This window comes from Mycobacterium pseudoshottsii JCM 15466 (genome assembly GCF_003584745.1).
GTDB classification, from domain to species: Bacteria; Actinomycetota; Actinomycetes; order Mycobacteriales; family Mycobacteriaceae; genus Mycobacterium; species Mycobacterium marinum.
Genome location: NZ_AP018410.1, coordinates 1606318 through 1625793, shown reverse-complemented (window position 1 = coordinate 1625793; position 19476 = coordinate 1606318). Strand labels below are relative to the sequence as shown.

The 19476-nt window shown below is 66.0% G+C and carries 15 protein-coding genes and 1 pseudogene; 2 read left to right on the top strand and 14 right to left on the bottom strand.

All coding sequences use genetic code 11. The features are described 5' to 3' along the window. Positions 1-166: 166 nt before the first annotated feature. Complete coding sequence (locus MPSD_RS07305; protein ID WP_020727266.1) at positions 167-706, top strand: Rv3235 family protein; 540 nt, start codon at positions 167-169, stop codon at positions 704-706. A 17-nt stretch (positions 707-723) separates the two neighbouring features. On the opposite strand, the gene MPSD_RS07300 is transcribed toward MPSD_RS07305, so the two are convergent. The 13 genes from MPSD_RS07300 to MPSD_RS07240 form a co-directional block, all read right to left on the bottom strand. Next, complete coding sequence (locus tag MPSD_RS07300) at positions 724-1869, bottom strand: cation:proton antiporter (protein WP_020788359.1); 1146 nt, start codon at positions 1867-1869, stop codon at positions 724-726. Between the two features lie 4 nt (positions 1870-1873). Then, on the bottom strand, positions 1874-2356 hold the full coding sequence (locus MPSD_RS07295) for a cation:proton antiporter regulatory subunit (RefSeq protein ID WP_012393175.1): 483 nt from the start codon (positions 2354-2356) through the stop codon (positions 1874-1876). Positions 2357-2465: 109 nt separating this feature from the next. Next, a complete protein-coding gene (gene mddA / locus MPSD_RS07290) occupies positions 2466-3221 on the bottom strand; it encodes a methanethiol S-methyltransferase (RefSeq protein WP_015354863.1) in 756 nt (251 codons plus the stop codon). 56 nt (positions 3222-3277) lie between these two features. Beyond that, a complete protein-coding gene (locus MPSD_RS07285) occupies positions 3278-6334 on the bottom strand; it encodes an MFS transporter (protein WP_232022778.1) in 3057 nt (1018 codons plus the stop codon). Between the two features lie 84 nt (positions 6335-6418). Further along, positions 6419-9271, bottom strand: coding sequence for a preprotein translocase subunit SecA (gene secA / locus MPSD_RS07280; RefSeq protein ID WP_020788361.1), 2853 nt, complete (start codon positions 9269-9271; stop codon positions 6419-6421). Between the two features lie 96 nt (positions 9272-9367). Then, positions 9368-10057, bottom strand: a complete 690-nt coding sequence (gene hpf, locus MPSD_RS07275) for a ribosome hibernation-promoting factor, HPF/YfiA family (protein WP_036426856.1) — start codon at positions 10055-10057, stop codon at positions 9368-9370. A gap of 341 nt (positions 10058-10398) precedes the next feature. Continuing rightward, entirely contained in the window at positions 10399-11034 is a 636-nt protein-coding gene (locus MPSD_RS07270) for a ComF family protein (protein WP_086085449.1), read from the bottom strand. Between the two features lie 42 nt (positions 11035-11076). Further along, positions 11077-11907: a hypothetical protein gene (locus MPSD_RS07265; RefSeq protein WP_086085450.1), complete on the bottom strand. Its 831-nt coding sequence runs from the start codon at positions 11905-11907 to the stop codon at positions 11077-11079. 60 nt (positions 11908-11967) lie between these two features. After that, entirely contained in the window at positions 11968-13728 is a 1761-nt protein-coding gene (lpqB, locus tag MPSD_RS07260; RefSeq protein WP_086085455.1) for an MtrAB system accessory lipoprotein LpqB, read from the bottom strand. A 17-nt stretch (positions 13729-13745) separates the two neighbouring features. After that, the gene (gene mtrB / locus MPSD_RS07255) at positions 13746-15425 is read right to left on the bottom strand and encodes an MtrAB system histidine kinase MtrB (RefSeq protein WP_012393168.1); all 1680 of its coding nucleotides are present in this window, start codon (positions 15423-15425) and stop codon (positions 13746-13748) included. Positions 15426-15474: 49 nt separating this feature from the next. Next, the gene (gene mtrA, locus MPSD_RS07250) at positions 15475-16161 is read right to left on the bottom strand and encodes a two-component system response regulator MtrA (RefSeq protein WP_015354856.1); all 687 of its coding nucleotides are present in this window, start codon (positions 16159-16161) and stop codon (positions 15475-15477) included. A 70-nt stretch (positions 16162-16231) separates the two neighbouring features. Continuing rightward, complete coding sequence (locus MPSD_RS07245) at positions 16232-16885, bottom strand: dTMP kinase (protein ID WP_086085451.1); 654 nt, start codon at positions 16883-16885, stop codon at positions 16232-16234. A gap of 63 nt (positions 16886-16948) precedes the next feature. Continuing rightward, on the bottom strand, positions 16949-17116 hold the full coding sequence (locus MPSD_RS07240) for a hypothetical protein (RefSeq protein ID WP_020788369.1): 168 nt from the start codon (positions 17114-17116) through the stop codon (positions 16949-16951). Positions 17117-17311: 195 nt separating this feature from the next. Here MPSD_RS07240 and MPSD_RS07235 point away from each other — a divergent pair, with 195 nt between their 5' ends. Beyond that, positions 17312-18514, top strand: a complete 1203-nt coding sequence (locus MPSD_RS07235; RefSeq protein WP_420811881.1) for an ISAs1-like element IS2404/ISMul1 family transposase — start codon at positions 17312-17314, stop codon at positions 18512-18514. On the opposite strand, the pseudogene MPSD_RS29035 reads toward MPSD_RS07235, so the two are convergent. Beyond that, a pseudogene (locus MPSD_RS29035) lies at positions 18511-19347 on the bottom strand (PPE family protein); the annotation flags it as partial. The gene MPSD_RS07235 and the pseudogene MPSD_RS29035 overlap by 4 nt on opposite strands. Positions 19348-19476: the final 129 nt, after the last annotated feature.

Genomic DNA, 19476 nt, shown 5'->3' with positions numbered 1-19476 from the left:
TGTGGGTCACCGTAACCGCTGGTGTGGCCACCTGCGGGCGCGGGTACGCGCCGCCGTCATTTGTGCGATGATGGCCCGCAGTTTGTCTGCCACTCTCCAGCGGGCACTCGCACCCGATCTTTGGGTCGGTTGTTGGTTTGCGCCATTACGAGTTGGAGAGTGCCACTTGAGTATTGGTCCTGATGCCGCCGCGCCCCGTCGGGCGGCCTTCGCCGTCATCCCGGTAGTCGAATACGAACCTGCGAGCCGCACCGTCGAGCGGTGCCGGCCCTCGTCGCACGCACCGGCGCGGCCACGCCTTGCCCGCACCGGCGGTCCCGCCCGCGGCGAACAGCCAGCCGCCACAGCGACCGATGCCATGTCCGCGCCGATGCGCCAGGCGGCCGCGTTCACCGACGCGGCACTGCGCCGCGTTCTGGAGGTCATCGACCGCCGCCGTCCGGCGGGGCAGCTCCGGTCGCTGCTGACGCCCGGCCTGGTCGATTCGGTGCTGTCGGCCAGTCAATCGATGGCCGGGCGCAACGGCACCGCTGCGCTGCGCCGGCTCGGGCTTCAGCCCGTCGCGTGCGCTGGCCGTGACACCGCGGCCGAGGTTTTTGGAACCTACAGCCGCGCAGACCGGATTCACGCGATCGCCTGCCGGGTGGAGCGGGTCGCCGCGTTGGGCACACCGCGCTGGGTGGTCGTCGCCCTGCATATCGGTTGAGTGCCACCCGAGACCGGTCAGGCGGTGGTTGCCACCGGCCCGCCGGTATAGCGGGCTAGCACCGGTCCGGCGACCGCCATGATGAAGACATACGCGGTCGCCAACGCCGCTACGGCGGGGATCGACGCGCCGACCAGTCCGATGATGATCAATGAGAACTCGCCTCTGGCGATGAGGGCGGTACCCGCACGCAGCTGTCCGCGGCGGGTCACTCCGTCGCGTCGAGCGGCGAACATTCCGGTGAGCACCTTGGTTGCCGCGGTGACGACGGCCAGCAAGATGGCCACCGGGAGCGCCGGAATCAACTCTTTGGGGGCGACCGACAGGCCGATGCCCAGGAAGAAGATCGCCGCGAACAGATCGCGCAGCGGCCCCAGCACCCTGCGGGCCCGCTCAGCGGTCTCGCCGGTGAGGGTCAGGCCCACCAGGAACGCGCCCACCGCCGCCGAGGCGTGCAACGTCTCGGCCAGCGCCGCAACCATCAGGGTGATGCCCAATACCCGCAGCAACAACTGCTCCGAATCCGGGTGCGCGAACAGCCGGCCGAAGTGATGGCCCCAGTAGAAGGACGCCGCAAAGGCCCCGAGCAGGGCTGCGATCGCGGCCAGCGTTCCACCGAGCGCATGGAGCCCATCGCCGTGCAGGGCCAGCACCGTGAACAAGGGCAGATAGCCGGCCATGGCGAAGTCTTCGAGCACCAGCACCGACAACACCGCCGGTGTTTCGCGGTTACCGAGCCGGCGCAGGTCTTCCAGCAGCCGCGCCACCACGCCCGACGACGAGATGTAGGTGACCCCGGCCAGCGCGAGGATCGCCACACCGTCCAACCCCAGCAGCCAGCCGGCCACCGCCCCTGGCGTGGCATTGAGGACGATATCGACCATGGCAGAGGGCATGTGGTGGCGCAGACTGCTGGCAAATTCGGTCGCGGAGAACTCGAGACCCAACGTCAGCAGCAGCAGCACAATGCCGATGGGCGCGCCGGTGGCGACGAAATCGTCGGCGGCGGCCACCGGCAGGACGCCGCCCTTGCCCAACGAGAGGCCGGCTAGCAGATAGACCGGGATCGGGGACAACGCGAATCTGCGCGCGATGGCACCAAGCAGGGCAAGCGTTGTCAGGAGTGCGCCGACCTCAAAAAGCAGCGCCCTCGAAACCTCCACCGATTCAGCCCTTGTCGACGATCTGCTCGACTCCGGCAATGCCCTCTTCGGTACCGATCACGATAAGGACGTCGCGCTCGCGCAACAGCTCCGCCGGGTTCGGCGATGCGACCACCTCTTGGCCACGCACGATTGCCACGATCGACGCGCCGGTGCGGGTGCGGGCATGGGTCTCCCCGAGCGGCCGGTCAACGAACGGGCTCTGTGGCGCGATGATGATGTGGCCCGCCTCGAGCCCGGGCACCTCACGGGTCAGCTCGGTGAACCGCTCGGCGATCCGTGGTGCACCCAGGATCTGAGCCAACGCATCAGCCTCTTCATCGGTCAGGCAGAAGACCGGCCGCGCCGCATCCGGGTCGTTGGCGGCGTATACGACGACCTCGAAATCGCCGGTGCGCCGGGCAATAATGCCGATCCGCTCGCCTTTCTGGCTAGTGAACTCGTAGCGGAGACCGACGCCAGGCAGCAGCACCTCCTTGACATCCATACCCCAATACTTAACGAAATGCCGTCAAGATCATAGTGGCAACGACCAAACTCATAGCCGGCGGCCGGACATCGGGCTGCCCGCGCGGCACCGGCCGGGTGGCCGAAAATCAGTGCTGACCAACCGTTTTACCCGAGCCGCGGTGCGGTACCGGCAGCAACATCGGTACCGAGCGCTGGTAATCGCGGTACTGATCCCCCAGCGCGGCCACCAAGTCGCGCTCTTCCAGGGGCAGGGCGACCAATACGTAGGCCGTTGTAACAATGGCAAACAGCAAATGCCCCGCCGTCATTGTGGGCGTTGCCCAGAACGCGATGATAAAGCCCAGCATGAGCGAATGGCGCACCACCCGGTAGAAGAAATTGACGCGAAAATTTATTTCGGTATAGGGCTTTTCACGCCAGGCCAGATACACCTGGCGCAGACCGAGCAGGTCGAAATGGCTGACCATGAACGACGAGGCAAACACGACCACCCACCCCAGCCCGAACAGCCCCCACAGCACCACCCGGGCGGGCGGATACTGCACGTCCCAGATGACGGCCGGCATCGTGCGCCACTGCCAGAACAGCAGCAGCAGTATCGCGCTTGCCAGCAATACGTAGGTGCTGCGCTCAACCGTCTTCGGCACAAATCGCGTCCACCAACGTTTGAAACCCGGTCGCGCCATAACGCTGTGCTGAATACCGAACAGGCCCAGCAGCGCCACGTTGACCAGCACCGTCAACCATATGGGACCGTCGATTCCGTGATCGATGTTGCGCGGCACCACAATTGCACCTACGAAGCCGATAGCGTACAAAGTGGCAACCAAAAACAACAGGTAGCCCGCCGCTCCATACCCGATGATCAGATAACGCTTCATTACTCGATTGTGCTCCCCGCAGTAGCAATTGCACCCACAATTTCCGGTGTCGCCGCCTAACGCCGCTGATTCAGCAGCGCCATGATCTGCGGCATCGACTCTCGGGCGGCGGCACGTCCCGCTTCGCGAGCGGCATCGATCTGGTGGAATTCCAGCAGCCCAACGGCGGAAGTGTCGGGACGGATCACGACCTGCGCGAGGCCCAACGCGACATCGGCCCCGCGCTGGCTGCCGATCGTCATGGTGCGGATCAAGGTGTCGCCGATTCCGGGCACCCGGGGCGGGCCGTCGGGCTGCAGCGGGGCGCCAGGCACCTCGCCTGAGGCCAGACTCACCGCGATCAACGGGCCGTCCGACGTTGCCAGGGTGGACACGGGCAGGTTGTCCAGCACGCCACCATCCACATGCAACCGACCCTGGTAGACCTGCGGCGGATAGATTCCAGGCAACCGTAGCGAACATCCAACCACATCAACGAGCCTGCCCCGGCGGTGCACGACGGGTTGCCGAGCAATCAGATCCACGCTGACACAACGGAATTCCTTCGGAAGCTCTTCCACCAGCCGATCTCCGAACGCAGCTTCGAGCAGCGTCAGGGTCCGCCGGCCACGAACCAGCCCCTTGATCGGTACCGCGTAGTCACGCAGCGGATTGTTCCGAATGAAGTACTCGTAGGCGTACTCGTCCGCGGTGGCGGCGTCCAAGCCGCTGGCTCCCAGCGACGCGATGACCGCCCCCATGCTGGTACCAGCGAAGCGGTCGATCGCGACCCCGGCCTGCTCCAGCTCTTCGAGTATTCCGAGGTGGGCAAAGCCCCGCGCACCGCCGCCGCCGAGGACCAGCCCGATCGATCGGCCGGCCAGGCGCGCGGCAAGTGGTCGCAGGTCCTGAACCACGCGCCGGTAGTGCACCGCGTGCACCGATCGCGGCGTGATCAGCTCCTCCCAGCTGCGCCGTTGTTCGCGGCTGGCGGTCGGCCCGGCCAGGACGAGGTCCGCACCCTGGGCTCGTGCCGGCAGTGCGGCCGCGCCCGGGTCCGGATCCCCGGTCACCAGCACGATCCGATCCGCGACCCGCAGGCAGAAATCGCGCCAGTCCGTATCCTGGGCGCCAGCGTGCAGGAGCACCTTGTCGGCACCGCGCTCGGCGCGGTCCAGACCGTCGATGTCGACCCGGCCGGGATCCACCACCCGCAGCTGCTTCGATAAGGCCGTCAGCAGTCCAGCCGCGACCGACTGCACGGGGGCGTTGGCCCCTACCCCGACAACCGACACCACCACCCCGGGCGAGGTGGTGTGAACGGCGGGCGGTGGCGCCTCGCGCAGCCGGGTGGCCAGCACCCTGACCAGCGCCGCCAGCACGCCACGGTTGGCGATCTGATCGAACTGGGCCTTGGTGAGCCGAACCAGCCTGGAGTCACGCAACGCCCGCACCGATGCGGAGCGGGGCACGTCGATCAGCAGCCCAAGCTCGCCGAGGACCTCACCGCGGCCCAGCTCCTTGATCACGATGTCCCCGTGTAGCACCTGCACGCGGCCCCTGCGGATCACGTAGAGCGAGTCGGACGCGTCGCCGGCAAGAAACAGATACGAACCCGCCTGCAGTTCAACTTCTTCGACTCGATCGACGAGTTCGGCCAGGGCGGCCGCATCCAGCCCGGCGAACAGTGGCAGATTTCCCAGCAGGTCCGCCTCATCGGTGGCCCGGTTGGCGATCAGTGCCGCCGCCGGCTCCGTCGTGGTGGGCGCCGCGCGCGCCGCGGCCGCCGGCTCGGGTTCGAGCTCCTGACCGGGCTTGCTGTTGGTGCGGCCCAACAACACCGCGGCGATCGCCACCACGACAAAGCAGATCGCCGCCATCGCCCATCCCCGCCGCAGCGCGTCTGCGGCGGCACCATGCTCGGGCTTGCCGATCAGGATCACCAGGGCCGCCACGCCGATCACCGCGCCGAGCTGACGCGTCGTGCTGACCACCGCCGAGGTGGTGGCATAGCTGCCGCCCTTTGCCACCCCGGTGAGGGCGGCGCTGCTGAGCGCCGGCAATGTCGCACCGACACCGATACCTTGCAGCAGTTGGCCCGGCAACCACCTGCGCAGGAAATCCGGTTCGGTGCCGACCCGCTGTAGGTACCAGAACAGGCTCCCGGCCCAGACGAGAGCACCGAGGGTGACGATGAGCCGGTGCCCGTGGCGGTCGGCGACCCGGCCGAGCAGCGCGGCTACCACCGCCGCGACCAGCGCGGCCGGCGCGATCGCGAACCCCGCCTTCAGCAGCGAGTAGCCCCACACGTAGTTCAGATACAGCACGTGGGTCAGTACGTAGCAGTAGAAGCCGGCCGCGGCGACCAGCGTGAGCACGTTGCCCACCACGAACGGCCGGCTGCGCAGATACGCCGGCTCGACCAGCGGCACCGGCGCGGCCATCGAACTCAGCACGAAGCCGACCAGGGTGATCGCGCTGGCCGCGAACACGGCCAGGGTGGGCACGCTCACCCAGCCCCAATCCGGGCCCTTGACCAGTGCCAGGGTAAGCAGCCCCAGCGCCCCGGCCAGCAGCGTCGCACCACGCAGGTCGGGTTTGCGCCGGCGCCCCGCGGCGCGGCTTTCGACCAGCGCCCGACTGGGTGCCAGCACCGCGACGACGCCCAGGGGAATGTTGACCAGAAACACCCATCGCCAGCTTGCCCAGTCGACCAGCATGCCGCCGATGGGCGGGCCCAAACCGGACGCGATGGTGAATATCACCACTCCGAACGTGAATGTTCTTCTGCGGCCCAGCAAATCGGCCATCCGGCCCGCAGCGACCAGGAAAGCGGCGAAGACGATGTTGTAGGCGTTGAGGATCCAGGACAGACTGCCGAGATCATAGGAGGGGAACGATTTCTGGATATCGGGGAACGCGATGTTCACGATCGTCGAGTCCAGGAAGGCTAGGAAGGCGCCAAATGCGGCCACCAGCAGAACCGCCGCCGACGAGGGCTGCCGGCGGTGGGTCAGATTGGCGAACCCCTTGCGCGCATGACCGGCCAGATGGGTTCGCGCGGGCGTCGCACCGGGGCGTTTGCTGTGACGGGAGGTGACCTTCTCGAACGAAGAAATCGACACACCGCTCATCGTGCAAGCTCCTGTTGGCGACACTGCGCAGCTGGTGAGGGTGCCTACTATAGCCGATCACCAATGCCGCGGGTAGCTAGCACATCAGCGCTTTTTGACCGACTTCGGCGGCTTGGCGCCGCGGCCCTGCCGACGCGCGGCCTCACGTCGCTCACGCCGGCTGCCACCCGCGGGTACTCCGGCCGGGGTCTTGGCCGCGCCACCACCATTGCGCTGCACCTGCGCCGAGCCGTCCTCGGACGGTCCGGAATATGTCAGAGCGGGCGACTCGTCCTCAATCCCCTTGGCGCGCAACCTACTCGGCGCTTCTTCGCGCGCCGCCGCAGTCTTGCGGCCAGCGCCCCCCTCCTGGGCCGCGGCCGCGGCCGCGGTGGCAAATTCGGCCAGGTCTTCGGGCTCGGCGACGGGAGCGACCTCAACCTGCGGGGCCGGGACCGCCTCGACACTGACGTTGAACAGGAATCCGACCGATTCCTCTTTCATGCCGTCGAGCATGGCCATGAACATGTCGTAGCCTTCGCGCTGGTACTCGACCAGCGGATCGCGCTGCGCCATCGCGCGCAGGCCGATGCCCTCCTTGAGGTAGTCCATCTCGTAGAGGTGCTCACGCCACTTGCGGTCGATGACATTGAGCAACACGTTGCGTTCCAGCTGGCGCATCGCGCCCTCGCCGGCCAGCTCCTCGAGCTCGGCTTCTCGTGCCGCATAGGCCTGGTCCGCGTCTTGCAGCAGGGCTTCGAGCAGTTCATCACGAGTCAGGTCGTCGCGATCGGAGTCTTGGTCGCGCCGCATCAAGGTGTCGGTTTTGATGCCCACCGGGTACAGCGTCTTCAGCGCCGTCCACAGCGCGTCGAGGTCCCAGTCCTCGGCGTAGCCTTCGACGGTCGCACCGTCAACGTAGGCGGTGATGACGTCGGTGAGCATGTCCTTGGCCTGCTGCTGCAAATTCTCGCCCTCGAGAATGCGGCGGCGCTCGGCGTAGATGACCTTGCGCTGCTGGTTCATCACCTCGTCGTACTTGAGGACGTTCTTGCGCACCTCGAAGTTCTGCTGCTCGACCTGGGTCTGGGCGCTCTTGATGGCCCGGGTGACCATCTTGGCTTCGATCGGGACATCGTCGGGCAGGTTCAGCCGGGTCAGCAGCGACTCCAGCGCGGCGCCGTTGAACCGGCGCATGAGCTCGTCGCCCAACGACAAGTAGAAGCGCGACTCCCCGGGGTCACCCTGGCGGCCGGAACGGCCGCGCAGCTGGTTGTCGATGCGCCGCGACTCGTGACGTTCGGTGCCCAGCACGTACAGGCCGCCGGCCTCGATCACCTCGGTGGCCTCGTCGCCGGCCTCCTCCTTGACCTTGGGCAGTTCTTGGTGCCAGGCCTGCTCATACTCGTCGGGGGTCTCCACCGGATCCAGACCGTTGTCGCGCAGCCGCTTGTCGGTCAGAAAGTCGACGTTTCCGCCCAGCACGATGTCGGTACCGCGGCCGGCCATGTTGGTGGCGACCGTGATCGCTCCGCGCCGGCCCGCCTCGGCGATGATGCCGGCCTCCTGCTCGTGGTACTTGGCGTTGAGCACGTTGTGCGGGATGCGCCGTTTGGTGAACTGCCGGGACAGGTACTCCGAGCGCTCCACGCTGGTGGTGCTGATCAGCACCGGTTGGCCCTTTTCGTAGCGCTCGGCGACATCGTCGACCACCGCGATGTACTTGGCTTCCTCGGTCTTGTAGATGAGGTCCGACTGGTCTTCGCGGACCATCGGCCTGTTGGTCGGGATGGGGACCACACCCAGCTTGTAGATCTCGTGCAGCTCGGCCGCCTCGGTCTGGGCGGTACCGGTCATGCCGGCAAGCTTGTTGTAGAGGCGGAAGTAGTTCTGCAGCGTGATGGTCGCCAGCGTCTGGTTCTCGGCCTTGATCTCGACGTGCTCCTTGGCCTCGATCGCCTGGTGCATGCCTTCGTTGTAGCGCCGGCCGATCAGCACCCGGCCGGTGAACTCGTCGACGATGAGCACTTCACCGTTGCGGACGATGTAGTCCTTGTCGCGGTTGAACAGCTCCTTGGCCTTCAGGGCGTTGTTGAGGTAGCTGACCAACGGCGAGTTGGCGGCCTCGTAGAGGTTGTCGATGCCGAGCTGGTCTTCGACGAACTCCACCCCGAGCTCATGCACCCCGACGGTGCGTTTACGCAGGTCGGCCTCGTAATGGGTGTCTTTTTCCATCAGCGGTGCGAGCCGGGCGAACTCGGTGTACCAGTTCGAGCTGCCGTCGGCGGGACCGGAGATGATCAGCGGGGTGCGGGCCTCGTCGATCAGGATGGAGTCGACCTCGTCGACAATGGCGAAGTTGTGCCCGCGCTGGACGCAGTCGTCGAGCGTGTGGGCCATGTTGTCGCGCAGATAGTCGAAGCCGAACTCGTTGTTGGTCCCATAGGTGATGTCGGCGTTGTAGGCGACACGACGTTCCTCCGGCGTCATCTGGGCCAGGATCACGCCCACGTCCAGCCCCAGGAAGCGGTGCACCCGGCCCATCCACTCGCTGTCACGTTTGGCCAGATAGTCGTTGACGGTGACGATGTGCACGCCCTTGCCGCCGATGCCGTTGAGGTAGGCCGGCAACACCGAGGTCAGGGTCTTGCCCTCACCGGTCTTCATCTCGGCGACGTTGCCCAGGTGCAACGCGGCCGCACCCATCAACTGGACCTCGAACGGGCGCTGGTCGAGCACTCGCCATGCGGCTTCGCGCGCCACCGCGAAGGCTTCAGGCAGCAACTCGTCGAGGCTCTCGCCTTCGGCGTGCCGCTTCTTGAATTCGTCGGTCTTGGCCCTCAGTTCGGCGTCGGTGAGCTTCTCGACGTCTCCGGACAATGATTCGACATAGTCAGCGACCTTTTTGAGGCGCTTGACCATGCGACCTTCACCAACGCGCAGCAACTTCGACAGCACAGCAATGTCCCTTGTGGGTAGGAGTCTTCTTCGGTTAGGCGACTCCCATCGTAGGTGACGACGCGGTAATGGCCGGTGATCGTCAGTCGAGCCCGGTCACGACAGTCGGATCAACCCGTAGTCATAGCCGTGCCGGCGGTACACCACGGTTGGCCGCTCGGTCTCCTGGTCGAAGAACAAGAAGAAGTCGTGTCCGACGAGTTCCATCTCGTAGAGCGCATCATCGACCGACATCGGCTTGGCCGGGTGTTCCTTGGTGCGCACGACCCGCCCGGGCTGGTGGTCCAACACCGCCCCATCATGTTCGTGCGGCTCGGCCGGCTCCGCGGCGAAAGCCATTTCGGGCGCTGTCGCCGTCGCGGTCGCCTCGGCTACCGAAACCGGGGTCTTGTCGCCGTAGTGAACCTTGCGCCGGTCCTTGGTGCGCCGCAGCCGGCTCTCAACCTTGACCACCGCAGATTCCAGGGCGGCGTAGAAGCTGTCGGCGCAGGCCTCGCCGCGCACAACCGGCCCCCGGCCGCGCGCGGTGATCTCCACCCGCTGACAAGACTTGCGCTGGCGACGGTTGCGTTCGTGGTCGAGTTCGACGTCGAACAGGTAGATGGTTCGGTCGAACCGCTCCAAGCGGGAGAGTTTCTGCGAAGCGTAGGTACGGAAGTGGTCGGGAATCTCGACGTTGCGGCCTTTGAAGACGATCTCGGCGGTCGCTTGCGGTTCCTCCGGTTGACCGGATTGTGCCGGCGCCTGGTCCAGAACCTGGTCGGAATCCACAGTTAGCCTTGTCATTCGTGACAACTCGTTTCTCTTTTCACGTCGCACGCGCCCTGCGTGCCCGGCTTTCTGATACGCGCCGACGGGGGTTGGAGCGGTTTGGAGCAAGCACCGCCGCAGGCTGCCCGCCGGAGCAAGATGTCGAGTAGCTCACCTCCTACCGCGGGTATTGCTGGAACCTAGGAGAATCGACCGTGAGTCTTCTCATTGAGTCTGAAATCTGCTCTCGACGTTAGCTGGTGTTTGCCCTACCGTGCCACCTAATTGGCACACGTGTTGTGTGTTCTTCACCGTCTCTTGGCAGATTCATCGGGTTGCGCGGATGCGTTGACATTCACGGCTTTCGATTCGCCCCATCACGCCGCCGCGATGGTCAGCACGGCGGCCACCCGAACCCCGGCGGCCCGCAGCACCCGAACCGACTCCCGCACCGTCGCCCCGGTCGTCACGACGTCGTCGACGACGACGATTTCGGTGCCCAGTCGCTGTCCCTTCAGCATCAGCACGCGGCCCGCGGCGTTGCGTTCCCGGGCCGAGCTACCCAGGCCCACCGAGTCGCGAGCCAGTGCTCTCATCCGCAGCGCCTGGACTACGGCGATGTCAGGGTGAGCCGCCACCGCCGCGTCCGCGATCCGGGTGATGGGGTCCCCGCCCCGGCGCCGCGCCGCGGCACGCCTGGTCGGTGCGGGCACGAGCGTCAGCGGGGTGCCGACGATGCCCCAGCACAGCAGCCGATGGACACCGACGGCCAGCGCCCGGGCCAACGGCGCCACGAGGTCGCCGCGACCGCGTTCCTTCAGGGCCAGGATCGCGTGGCGCCGCGCACCCGCGTAGCGACCCAACGCGAACACCGGCACCTGCGGGTCGGCCCGGGGGCTGACCACATGCGGGCGGGTGGCGGCCACCGCGAGCTCGGTGGCGCAGGCAGCGCACCACCGCGTCGATGGGGCTCCGCAGCCGCCGCATTCCAGCGGCAAGACGAGGTCGAGCACGAAAGAAGTGTCGCCGCTCGGGGTGACATCCGAGGCCGGCGTTCAGTCCGAGCCGCGCAACGGGGAGGGCCAACTGGAGCTGAGCGCTCCCTGGCTCAGCCGGGTGATCAGGTCCTCTAGGCGCCGCAGCGGCAACTCCATGCGCCACTCGGGCAGCAGCGCAGACAGCTGCAGTGCATCCAGTCCGAGGTTGACGTGGGTGATCAGCAATCCGTGCGGCAGTGGCGGCAGCGGTACCTGGTAGGCGGGCATCCGGGCCGGCAAAGACCAGCGTCGGCGTCCGGTCATCACGGCGCGGGGTCGCAGCCACAGCGTCGTCCCCACCACGTCGGCGTCCACCTCCAGTCCGCCCCACTCGGGCCGGCGCGACCAGCGCAGTCGGGCGGTCCCATCCTCGGACAGCTCGCTGCGCAGCTGCGGATCCACCTGCTGCAGCACCTCGTCGAAGATCGCCGCCGGCAGCACCGAGGACAACTCGACCGGTGCCGCCACCACCATCGGTGGTACCCCCGGGCGGATGTGCACGTTGCGCAGGACCGCGACCGCGCTCTGCAGCCGCTGCTCATCCCAGCTGACATCCCGGGCGGCCACCCGGACCTCGCCGAGCTGCCCGACGGCAAGGCCCTGCGGGTCCAGCACGGAGTCCAACTCGGTGACGGTGAGCACCACGTCCTGGTCGCCCATGCGCACGGTGACTTCCTTGCCGACAAGCAGTTGCTGCAGCGTCATGAACAGCGTCCGGTATGGCATGGCGACGGCCTGGGCGGCTCCCGCGCTCACCGACTGCAAACCGGTTGATGACCATAGCGAGCCCAGCATTTCCAGCGCGCGGAACGGATCATCCCAACGCAGGAAAGGAACTTTGGGCGACATCGGAAAGCGACTCCTCACTACGAGGGTAGTTGGCCCGCCCGGCCCGGCGCAGCCCAGCGGTTATCCCGGCAACACCGGCGCCGCCCCGGCCACCATCAGGCCGGGCACTTCCGCCCAGCTCTGTTGGCCTTCGGCGGATGAGGCCGAGTACATCATCACCCCTTGCGGTCCGGCGACGTACACCGTCGAGGGGTTGGCCGCGATGGCGAACAGCGGAATCTGCAGACCGCGCGCCGGCGCATCGGAATTCACTCCGTCCAGGTTCACATACGACACCGGATGGCCGACGTCGTTACGGGTCACCACGATGTCATCGCCGGTTCGCCAGGACAACGAGACCACCGAGGTACCAAGCCCAAAACCCAGCCGCCGCGGGTAGGTCAGGGCGAACTGGCCGGCCTGGGTCTGCTCGACGCTGGACAGAATCACCCGCCCGTCAATCACCATCGCCGCGCGGGTGCCGTCCCGGGAGAGCTGCAGATCGGTGATCGCCCCGGGGAAGCGACTGGACACCGCGGTGGAGTCGACGGGAATCCGGGCCGGCTGTCCGGACGCAGGTTCTTGGATCGCGCGCAGCACATTGTTGGTGTCGACCACCACCCAGACCGCGTCGTCGAGCGACCAGCTGGGCCGCGACAGATTGTGGCCGTCGGCGGCTTGCACCGCCTCGGCGCCGAGCTCACCGATCCACAGTGAGGCGGCCACGTCGGGGGCGCCGCGCCGCAGCGTCACCACCGAGGCCACCAGGCGACCGGTGCGTGACAACGCCGCACCGGTCTGGTCCCCCATCCGACCGAAGGCTCCCCCGACGGTGGTGATCCGCTGTCCGTCCAGCGCCACGAGTGACCCCCCCACCAGGGCGTGCAGTCCCGCCCCGGCTCCGTCGGCTACCCCCGGGTCGGTGGCGGCGACATCGGAGGTGGTCCACCCTTCGGCGAACCGGTCATCCAGCGGGGCACCGTCGGCGTTGATCACATAGGGCCCTCGGATGTCCGCTCGGGCCAACGTCCAAATGATCTGCGCGGCCAGCAATTGCCGGCTGTGCGGATCGGTGGTGGACAGCTTCTCCAGGTCGATGCGCGCGCCACCGTATCCCTTGCCGATGCCGCTCTTGCCGCCATCGGCCCGCGTCACCGGACCGCGCAGCCGCAACGGCGGCGCCAGCAGGTTGCGCACCGAATGCGCCATCTCCGGACGTGGGCCGGTCAGCAGCTTGGACACCAGCTCGGTGGCCAGCTGGTCATGGTCGGACACGGCAACATAGCGTGGGTCGGGAACCACCGTCTTGCCGGTCGGGTCCGCGAAATACAGCGTGTTGCGCTTGTAGGTGGATTGGAATTGCTGCCAGTCCAGGAAGACTCCGTTGGGCAGCCGATCGATGCGCCAGCCGCCGGAGGTCTTGACCAACTCGATCGGCCCCGGGTCGGGTAACTCGCCTTCGGCGGTCTCGAAGACTCCCATATCGGACAGTGAGCCCAGGATGTCTGCCCGCATGGTCGCCGAAACCCGTTCGGCGCCACGGGTTTCCACGAAGACCACGTGGTCGATCAGCAGGGCGCTACCGGCATCGTCCCACGCGTTGGAGGCCGACTGGGTGAGGAACTGCCGCGCCGCCAGATGCCGGTTGGCCGGATCGGCCGTGGCTTTGAGGAATTCCCGCAGCAGCACGTCAGGATCCATGCCCGGGATCGGCTTGGGCAGATTCGACGGCGCCGGACGCTCCACGGTGCCGATGGCTTGTGGAGCTGATGAACTCGGCACGCTCGCGCAGCCACCGAGCAGCACAGCCGCGAACACCAGGGCAAATACCGACCGAACCATCGTCGGAAACTCCCGCATCAGCCGCTCCACTCCGCGTGCTCACGGGGGCGCAGGCGGTCGGTGTGCTCCAGCGCATTCGGTTGCGCCGCCGGTTGCGGGATCGGCTTCATGGGCAGCGGGCTGGTAGTGACCTTGTGGCCCCGAACCAGCGGCAAGGTCAGCCGGAAGCAGGCACCCTGGCCGGGTTCGCCCCAGGCTTCCAGCCGGCCCTGGTGCAGCCGCGCGTCCTCGACGCTGATGGCCAGACCCAGCCCGGTGCCGCCGGACCGGCGCACCCGGGACGGATCCGCCCGCCAGAAGCGGCTGAACACCAACTTCTCCTCGCCGGGCCGCAGTCCCACGCCGTAGTCGCGGACGGTGACCGCGACGGTATCTTCGTCGGCGCCCATCCGAATCCGCACCGGCTTGTGCTCGGCGTGATCGATGGCGTTGGCAATCAGATTGCGCAGTATCCGTTCCACCCGGCGCGCATCGACCTCGGCGATCACCTCGCTGTCCGGCATCTCCACCAACAACTCGATGCCGGCCTCCTCGGCCAGGTGACCCACGTTGCCGAGCGCGCTGTTGACGGTGGTGCGCAGGTCGACCGCCTCAACCGACAGCTCGGCCACACCGGCGTCGTGGCGCGAGATCTCGAGGAGGTCGTTGAGCAAGGACTCGAACCGGTCCAGTTCGTTGACCATCAACTCGGTGGAGCGCCGCAGCGTCGGATCCAGGTCGGCGCTGTGGTCATAGATCAGGTCGGCGGCCATCCGGACCGTGGTCAGCGGGGTGCGCAGCTCATGACTGACATCGGAGGTGAACCGACGCTGCAGGTTGCCGAACTCCTCGAGCTGGGTGATCTGACGAGACAGGCTTTCGGCCATGTCGTTGAACGACAGCGCCAACCGCGCCATGTCATCCTCACCACGCACCGGCATCCGTTCGGACAGGTGTCCCTCGGCGAAGCGCTCGGCGATCCGCGATGCGGACCGGACCGGGACCACGACTTGACGCGAGACCAGCAACGCGATACCGGCCAGCAGGACCAGCAGTACCAGGCTGCCGGTGGCCATCGTGCCGCGCACCAGCGTGATCGTGGCCTGCTCATTGGCCAGCGGAAAGATCAGGTACAGCTCGAGATTGGCCACCCGCGACGACGTCGGGGTGCCGACGATGAGCGCCGGCCCGGAGAAGCCATCGGTATGCACGGTGGCGTACTGATATGCGGCCTGCCCCGCCTTGACGAAGCCGCGCAATGCGCTGGGCACCTGGTCGACAGGGCCGGCCGCGGAGGCAGCGCGCGGACCGTCACCCGGCACCATCAGCACCGCATCAAACGCACCGGCCTGACCGGCACCCGAGGCCGGATCGGTCTTCGAGGTCAAAGTGTTGCGGGCAAGCTGAAGACTGCTGTCCAGCGAGCGGGTCTCCTCGCCGTTGACTATTCCGCTAACGGTGTTGCGGGCCCGCTCGATCTGGTCGATGGCGGCTTTGACCTTGATATCGAGCACGCGGTTGGTGACCTGACTGGTCAGCACGAAGCCCAGCGCCATGACGACAGCCAGCGAAAGCCCCAGCGTCAGCGCCACCACGCGCAGTTGCAGCGACCGACGCCACGCAACGCCAACGGCTCGGCTCAACGCGCTCAACCCGCGCGTCATCGGACCGGAACGCCCCCAGCGACCCCGCATGCGCCGTCGCGAGCCCCAGATCACTGGCACCGATCCTCAGCATCGCCGCGCTCTGCATCGTCGCCGGTGCAGATCACGGAGGTCCGGCCTTGTAACCCACTCCTCGAACGGTCAATACCACGGTCGGGTTCTCAGGGTCTTTCTCAACCTTGGCCCGCAGACGCTGGACATGCACGTTCACCAGGCGGGTATCCGCCGGGTGCCGGTACCCCCACACCTGTTCGAGCAGCACATCACGAGTAAACACCTGGCGCGGTTTGCGTGCCAACGCAACGAGCAGGTCGAACTCCAGCGGCGTGAGCGAGATCTGCTCGCCGTTGCGGGTGACCTTGTGCGCCGGCACGTCGATGTCGACGTCGGCGATGGACAGCATCTCGGCGGGCTCGTCGTCGTTGCGGCGCAGCCGCGCCCGCACCCGGGCCACCAGCTCCTTGGGCTTGAACGGCTTCATGATGTAGTCGTCAGCGCCAGACTCCAGGCCGAGAACCACATCGACGGTGTCGGTCTTGGCGGTCAGCATCACGATCGGCACCCCGGAATCGGCGCGCAGCACCCGGCACACGTCGATCCCGTTCATCCCGGGCAACATCAAATCCAACAGCACCAAGTCCGGGCGCAACTCGCGCACCGCAGTCAGGGCCTGAGTACCGTCGCCGATGACCGCGGTATCGAAACCCTCCCCACGCAACACAATGGTGAGCATCTCCGCCAACGAAGCGTCGTCGTCGACAACCAGAATCCTTTGCCTCATGGTGTCCATGGTGGCACCAGATTGGGACAAAACTGGCGCACCACACGGGCGTTTCGCGCTTGATTAGGGCAAATACCCCTCAATTTCCCCCCTCTGGGGCCGTCGGCGACATCAATGTCGCCGCCAGAGCCCCCGGATCGACGTCCGCGTCGACAACCAGCCACCGACCACCCCAGCCCGCGGCGGCCAGCTCGGCGTACACCGAGCCGGTGCGCTGCTGCAGCCCATCGTCGCGTTCGTAGCTGTCGCGGGGCCGGCCCGGGTCGCTGCGGGCCCGCCCACGCGACCTCTCGTCGGCCAGCTCGACAGGCACCGCGAGCAGTACCTGCCAGTCCGGTTCGGGCAGCCCGAACCGCTCATACTCCATCCGCCCCACCCAGGCCACAGCTTCCCCCGCCGAGTCCTGATGCAGGCGCGCCGCGCTGTAGGCGGCGTTGGACGCCACGTAGCGGTCCAGAATCACCACCTCGTAGGCCACACACAAGCCGTGGATCTCGTCGACCGCGGCGGCGCGGTCCAGCGCGAACAGGGACGCCATCGCGAACACCGAGGACGCGAGATCGCCGTGCTCGCCGTGTAGCGCCTCGGCCGCGATATCGGCCGCGACCGAGTTTCCGTAGCGCGGGAAGGCCAGCGTGGCCACCGATCTTCCGGCGGCTTCGAACTCCTTGCGCAGACCCTCGGACAAAGTTCGCTTGCCCGCGCCGTCAACGCCTTCGATCGCGATCAGCACGGCATCAGCCTATTGCGCGCCGTGCGGCACTTCTGCGGAGCATGTCGGTGCCCATCCGCACGGTCAGTGAATCGGCCCTGACTTGACGTTCTGGGCGTTGAACGAGCCTGATACCTGGTTACCCAGGTTCCCGAACCCCGAATTGAAGGTCTCCAACAACCCCGGGGTGAAGGTGCCCGCATTGAAGAAGCCGGAGATGAACGTCCCGGAACTGTTGACGAAGCCCGACATGAAGCCGGGGTTGATGCCCTCGGGGCCGGTGTTGCGAAAGCCCGAACTAAACCAGGGCTCCGGCGTTGTTGATTAGCAGGCTTGTGAGCTGGGTTGATGATCTTTGGTGCCGCGCTATTGGGGCCGGAGTGTAGGCACGGGCTATCTGGAGAACGATCGAGTTGGTTACTGTTCGTCGTTGGTCTGGAGTTGCCCGTGCCTACCGTTTCAGTATTGCCTGTGTCGTCGGTTCCAGAGGTGTTCGACCGCTGGAGTCCTGGTGAGCGCAGCGAGCTCATCGGATCGGAGTTTCTCGATGTGTTGGCCTCGGTGCCAGACCCGAGGGACCCACGCGGTCGGAGGTATTCGCTGATGGCTTTGTTGGCGATCGCGGTTCTGGCCACTGCCGCGGGGATGCGCGGCTATGCTGGTTTTGCCACATGGGCGGCCACCGCTCCCGATGATGTGTTGGCCCAATTAGGGGTCCGGTTCCGGCGGCCCAGTGAGAAGACCTTCCGCGCTGTTTTGTCTCGGCTAGACCCCGCCGACCTCAACGCCAGGATGGGCAGTTACTTCACTGCACACGTGGCCAGCAGCGACCCCAGTGGATTGGTGCCGATCGCGTTGGACGGCAAGATGCTGCGTGGTGCTTTACGCGCCAAAGCGACAGCCACGCATCTCGTGTCGGTGTTCGCCCACCGTGCCCGATTGGTGCTCGGTCAACTCGCTGTCGCCGAGAAAAGCAATGAAATTCCCTGCGCACGTGCCCTGCTCACGCTGCTGCCGGGTAGCTTGCGGTGGCTGGTCACCGTGGATGCGATGCATACCCAGGTCGTCACCGCGAAGTTGATCTGCGCCACCTTGAAGTCGCACTACCTGATGATCGTCAAGTCCAACCAAGCCAAAATATTTGCGCGTATCACCGCGCTGCCCTGGGCCGAGGTGCCCACAGCCGCTACCGACGACTCCCGCGGCCACGGCCGTGTCGAGACCCGCACCCTGCAAATCATCACCGCTGCACGAGGAATCGGCTTCCCCTACGCAAAACAAATCATCCGGATCACTCGTGAACGCTTGATCACCGCCACCGACCAGCGCAGCGTGGAGGTGGTCTATGCCATCTGCAGCCTGCCGTTCGAGCACGCCCGCCCTACCGCGATCATGACCTGGATGCGTCAACACTGGGGAATCGAGAACAGCCTGCACTGGATACGCGACGTCACCTTCGACGAAGACCGTCAAAGGGCACATACCGGAAACGGCGCACAGGTCCTAGCAACGCTACGCAACACCGCGATCAATCTGCACCGCCTCAACGGCGCCGACAACATCGCCGAAGCCTGCCGGATCACCGCTTTGACCGCCAACCGCCGCCTAGACCTCCTCAATCCACAATTCCCCAGCTCACAAGCCTGCTAATCAACAACGCCGGAGCCCTGCGAACTAAACGAACCGGCATTCAGGAAACCGGATCCGAAGTTTCCGTGGTTCTCGAAGCCCGAAGAGCTCACGGTGCCGCCCTTTATGTTGTCGCCGGAATCGAAGCCCGAGTTACCGACGCCCTGGTTAAAGGCGCCCGATTGGTTGACGCCCCCTTTACCGAATGGGCCATCGAAATCATTGGAGAAGCCCGAGTTCACCACCGGCTGATCAAAGGGACTGAACGCGCCGGTATTGAGGTTGCCCGCATTGAGGATGCCGGTATTCGTGCCGCCGGAATTTGCGTAGCCCGTATTGATGCTGCCCGAGTTCCAGTCGCCGGTGTTGGTGCTGCCGCCGTTGAAGCTACCGAAGTTGGCGGTGCCGGCGTTGAAGAAGCCGGTGTTGGTGTCACCGGAGTTGAACAGGCCGGTGTTGGTGTCATTGAACAGGCCGGTGCTGGTGTCACCGGAGTTGAACAGGCCCGTGTTGGTGTGACCCGCGTTGAAGTAGCCGGTGTTGGTGGAACCCGAGTTTCCCCAGCCGGTGGTTAGTGTCCCCGAGCTCCCGACACCCGAATTGAACTCCCCCGAGGTGAAAAATTCCGTGCTCAGCGGCCCAACTCCCAAGCCCGAGTTCGCGATGCCGATGTTCTTGTCGCCGGAGTTGAAGAAACCGACATTGTCGTTGCCGGAGTTGAACAGGCCGATATTTCCGTGGCCACTGTTGAGCGCACCGAAGTTGATGCCGATCTGGTTGTTGCCGGTCAGCCCGATACCAATGTTGTTGCTGCCGTTGTTTCCGAAGCCGAGGTTATGGCTACCCAGGTTCCCCAGGGCTCCGGCGTTGTTGATTAGCAGGCTTGTGAGCTGGGTTGATGATCTTTGGTGCCGCGCTATTGGGGCCGGAGTGTAGGCACGGGCTATCTGGAGAACGATCGAGTTGGTTACTGTTCGTCGTTG

Coding starts and splice junctions, on each gene's coding strand:
- MPSD_RS07295 (WP_012393175.1), bottom strand. CDS start 2,356: ATGGATGTCAAGGAGGTGCTGCTGCCTGGCGTCGGTCTCCGCTACGAG.
- mddA (WP_015354863.1), bottom strand. CDS start 3,221: ATGAAGCGTTATCTGATCATCGGGTATGGAGCGGCGGGCTACCTGTTG.
- lpqB (WP_086085455.1), bottom strand. CDS start 13,728: ATGGTTCGGTCGGTATTTGCCCTGGTGTTCGCGGCTGTGCTGCTCGGT.
- hpf (WP_036426856.1), bottom strand. CDS start 10,057: ATGACAAGGCTAACTGTGGATTCCGACCAGGTTCTGGACCAGGCGCCG.
- MPSD_RS07240 (WP_020788369.1), bottom strand. CDS start 17,116: ATGTCGGGCTTCGTCAACAGTTCCGGGACGTTCATCTCCGGCTTCTTC.
- MPSD_RS07285 (WP_232022778.1), bottom strand. CDS start 6,334: ATGAGCGGTGTGTCGATTTCTTCGTTCGAGAAGGTCACCTCCCGTCAC.
- mtrA (WP_015354856.1), bottom strand. CDS start 16,161: ATGGACACCATGAGGCAAAGGATTCTGGTTGTCGACGACGACGCTTCG.
- MPSD_RS07265 (WP_086085450.1), bottom strand. CDS start 11,907: ATGTCGCCCAAAGTTCCTTTCCTGCGTTGGGATGATCCGTTCCGCGCG.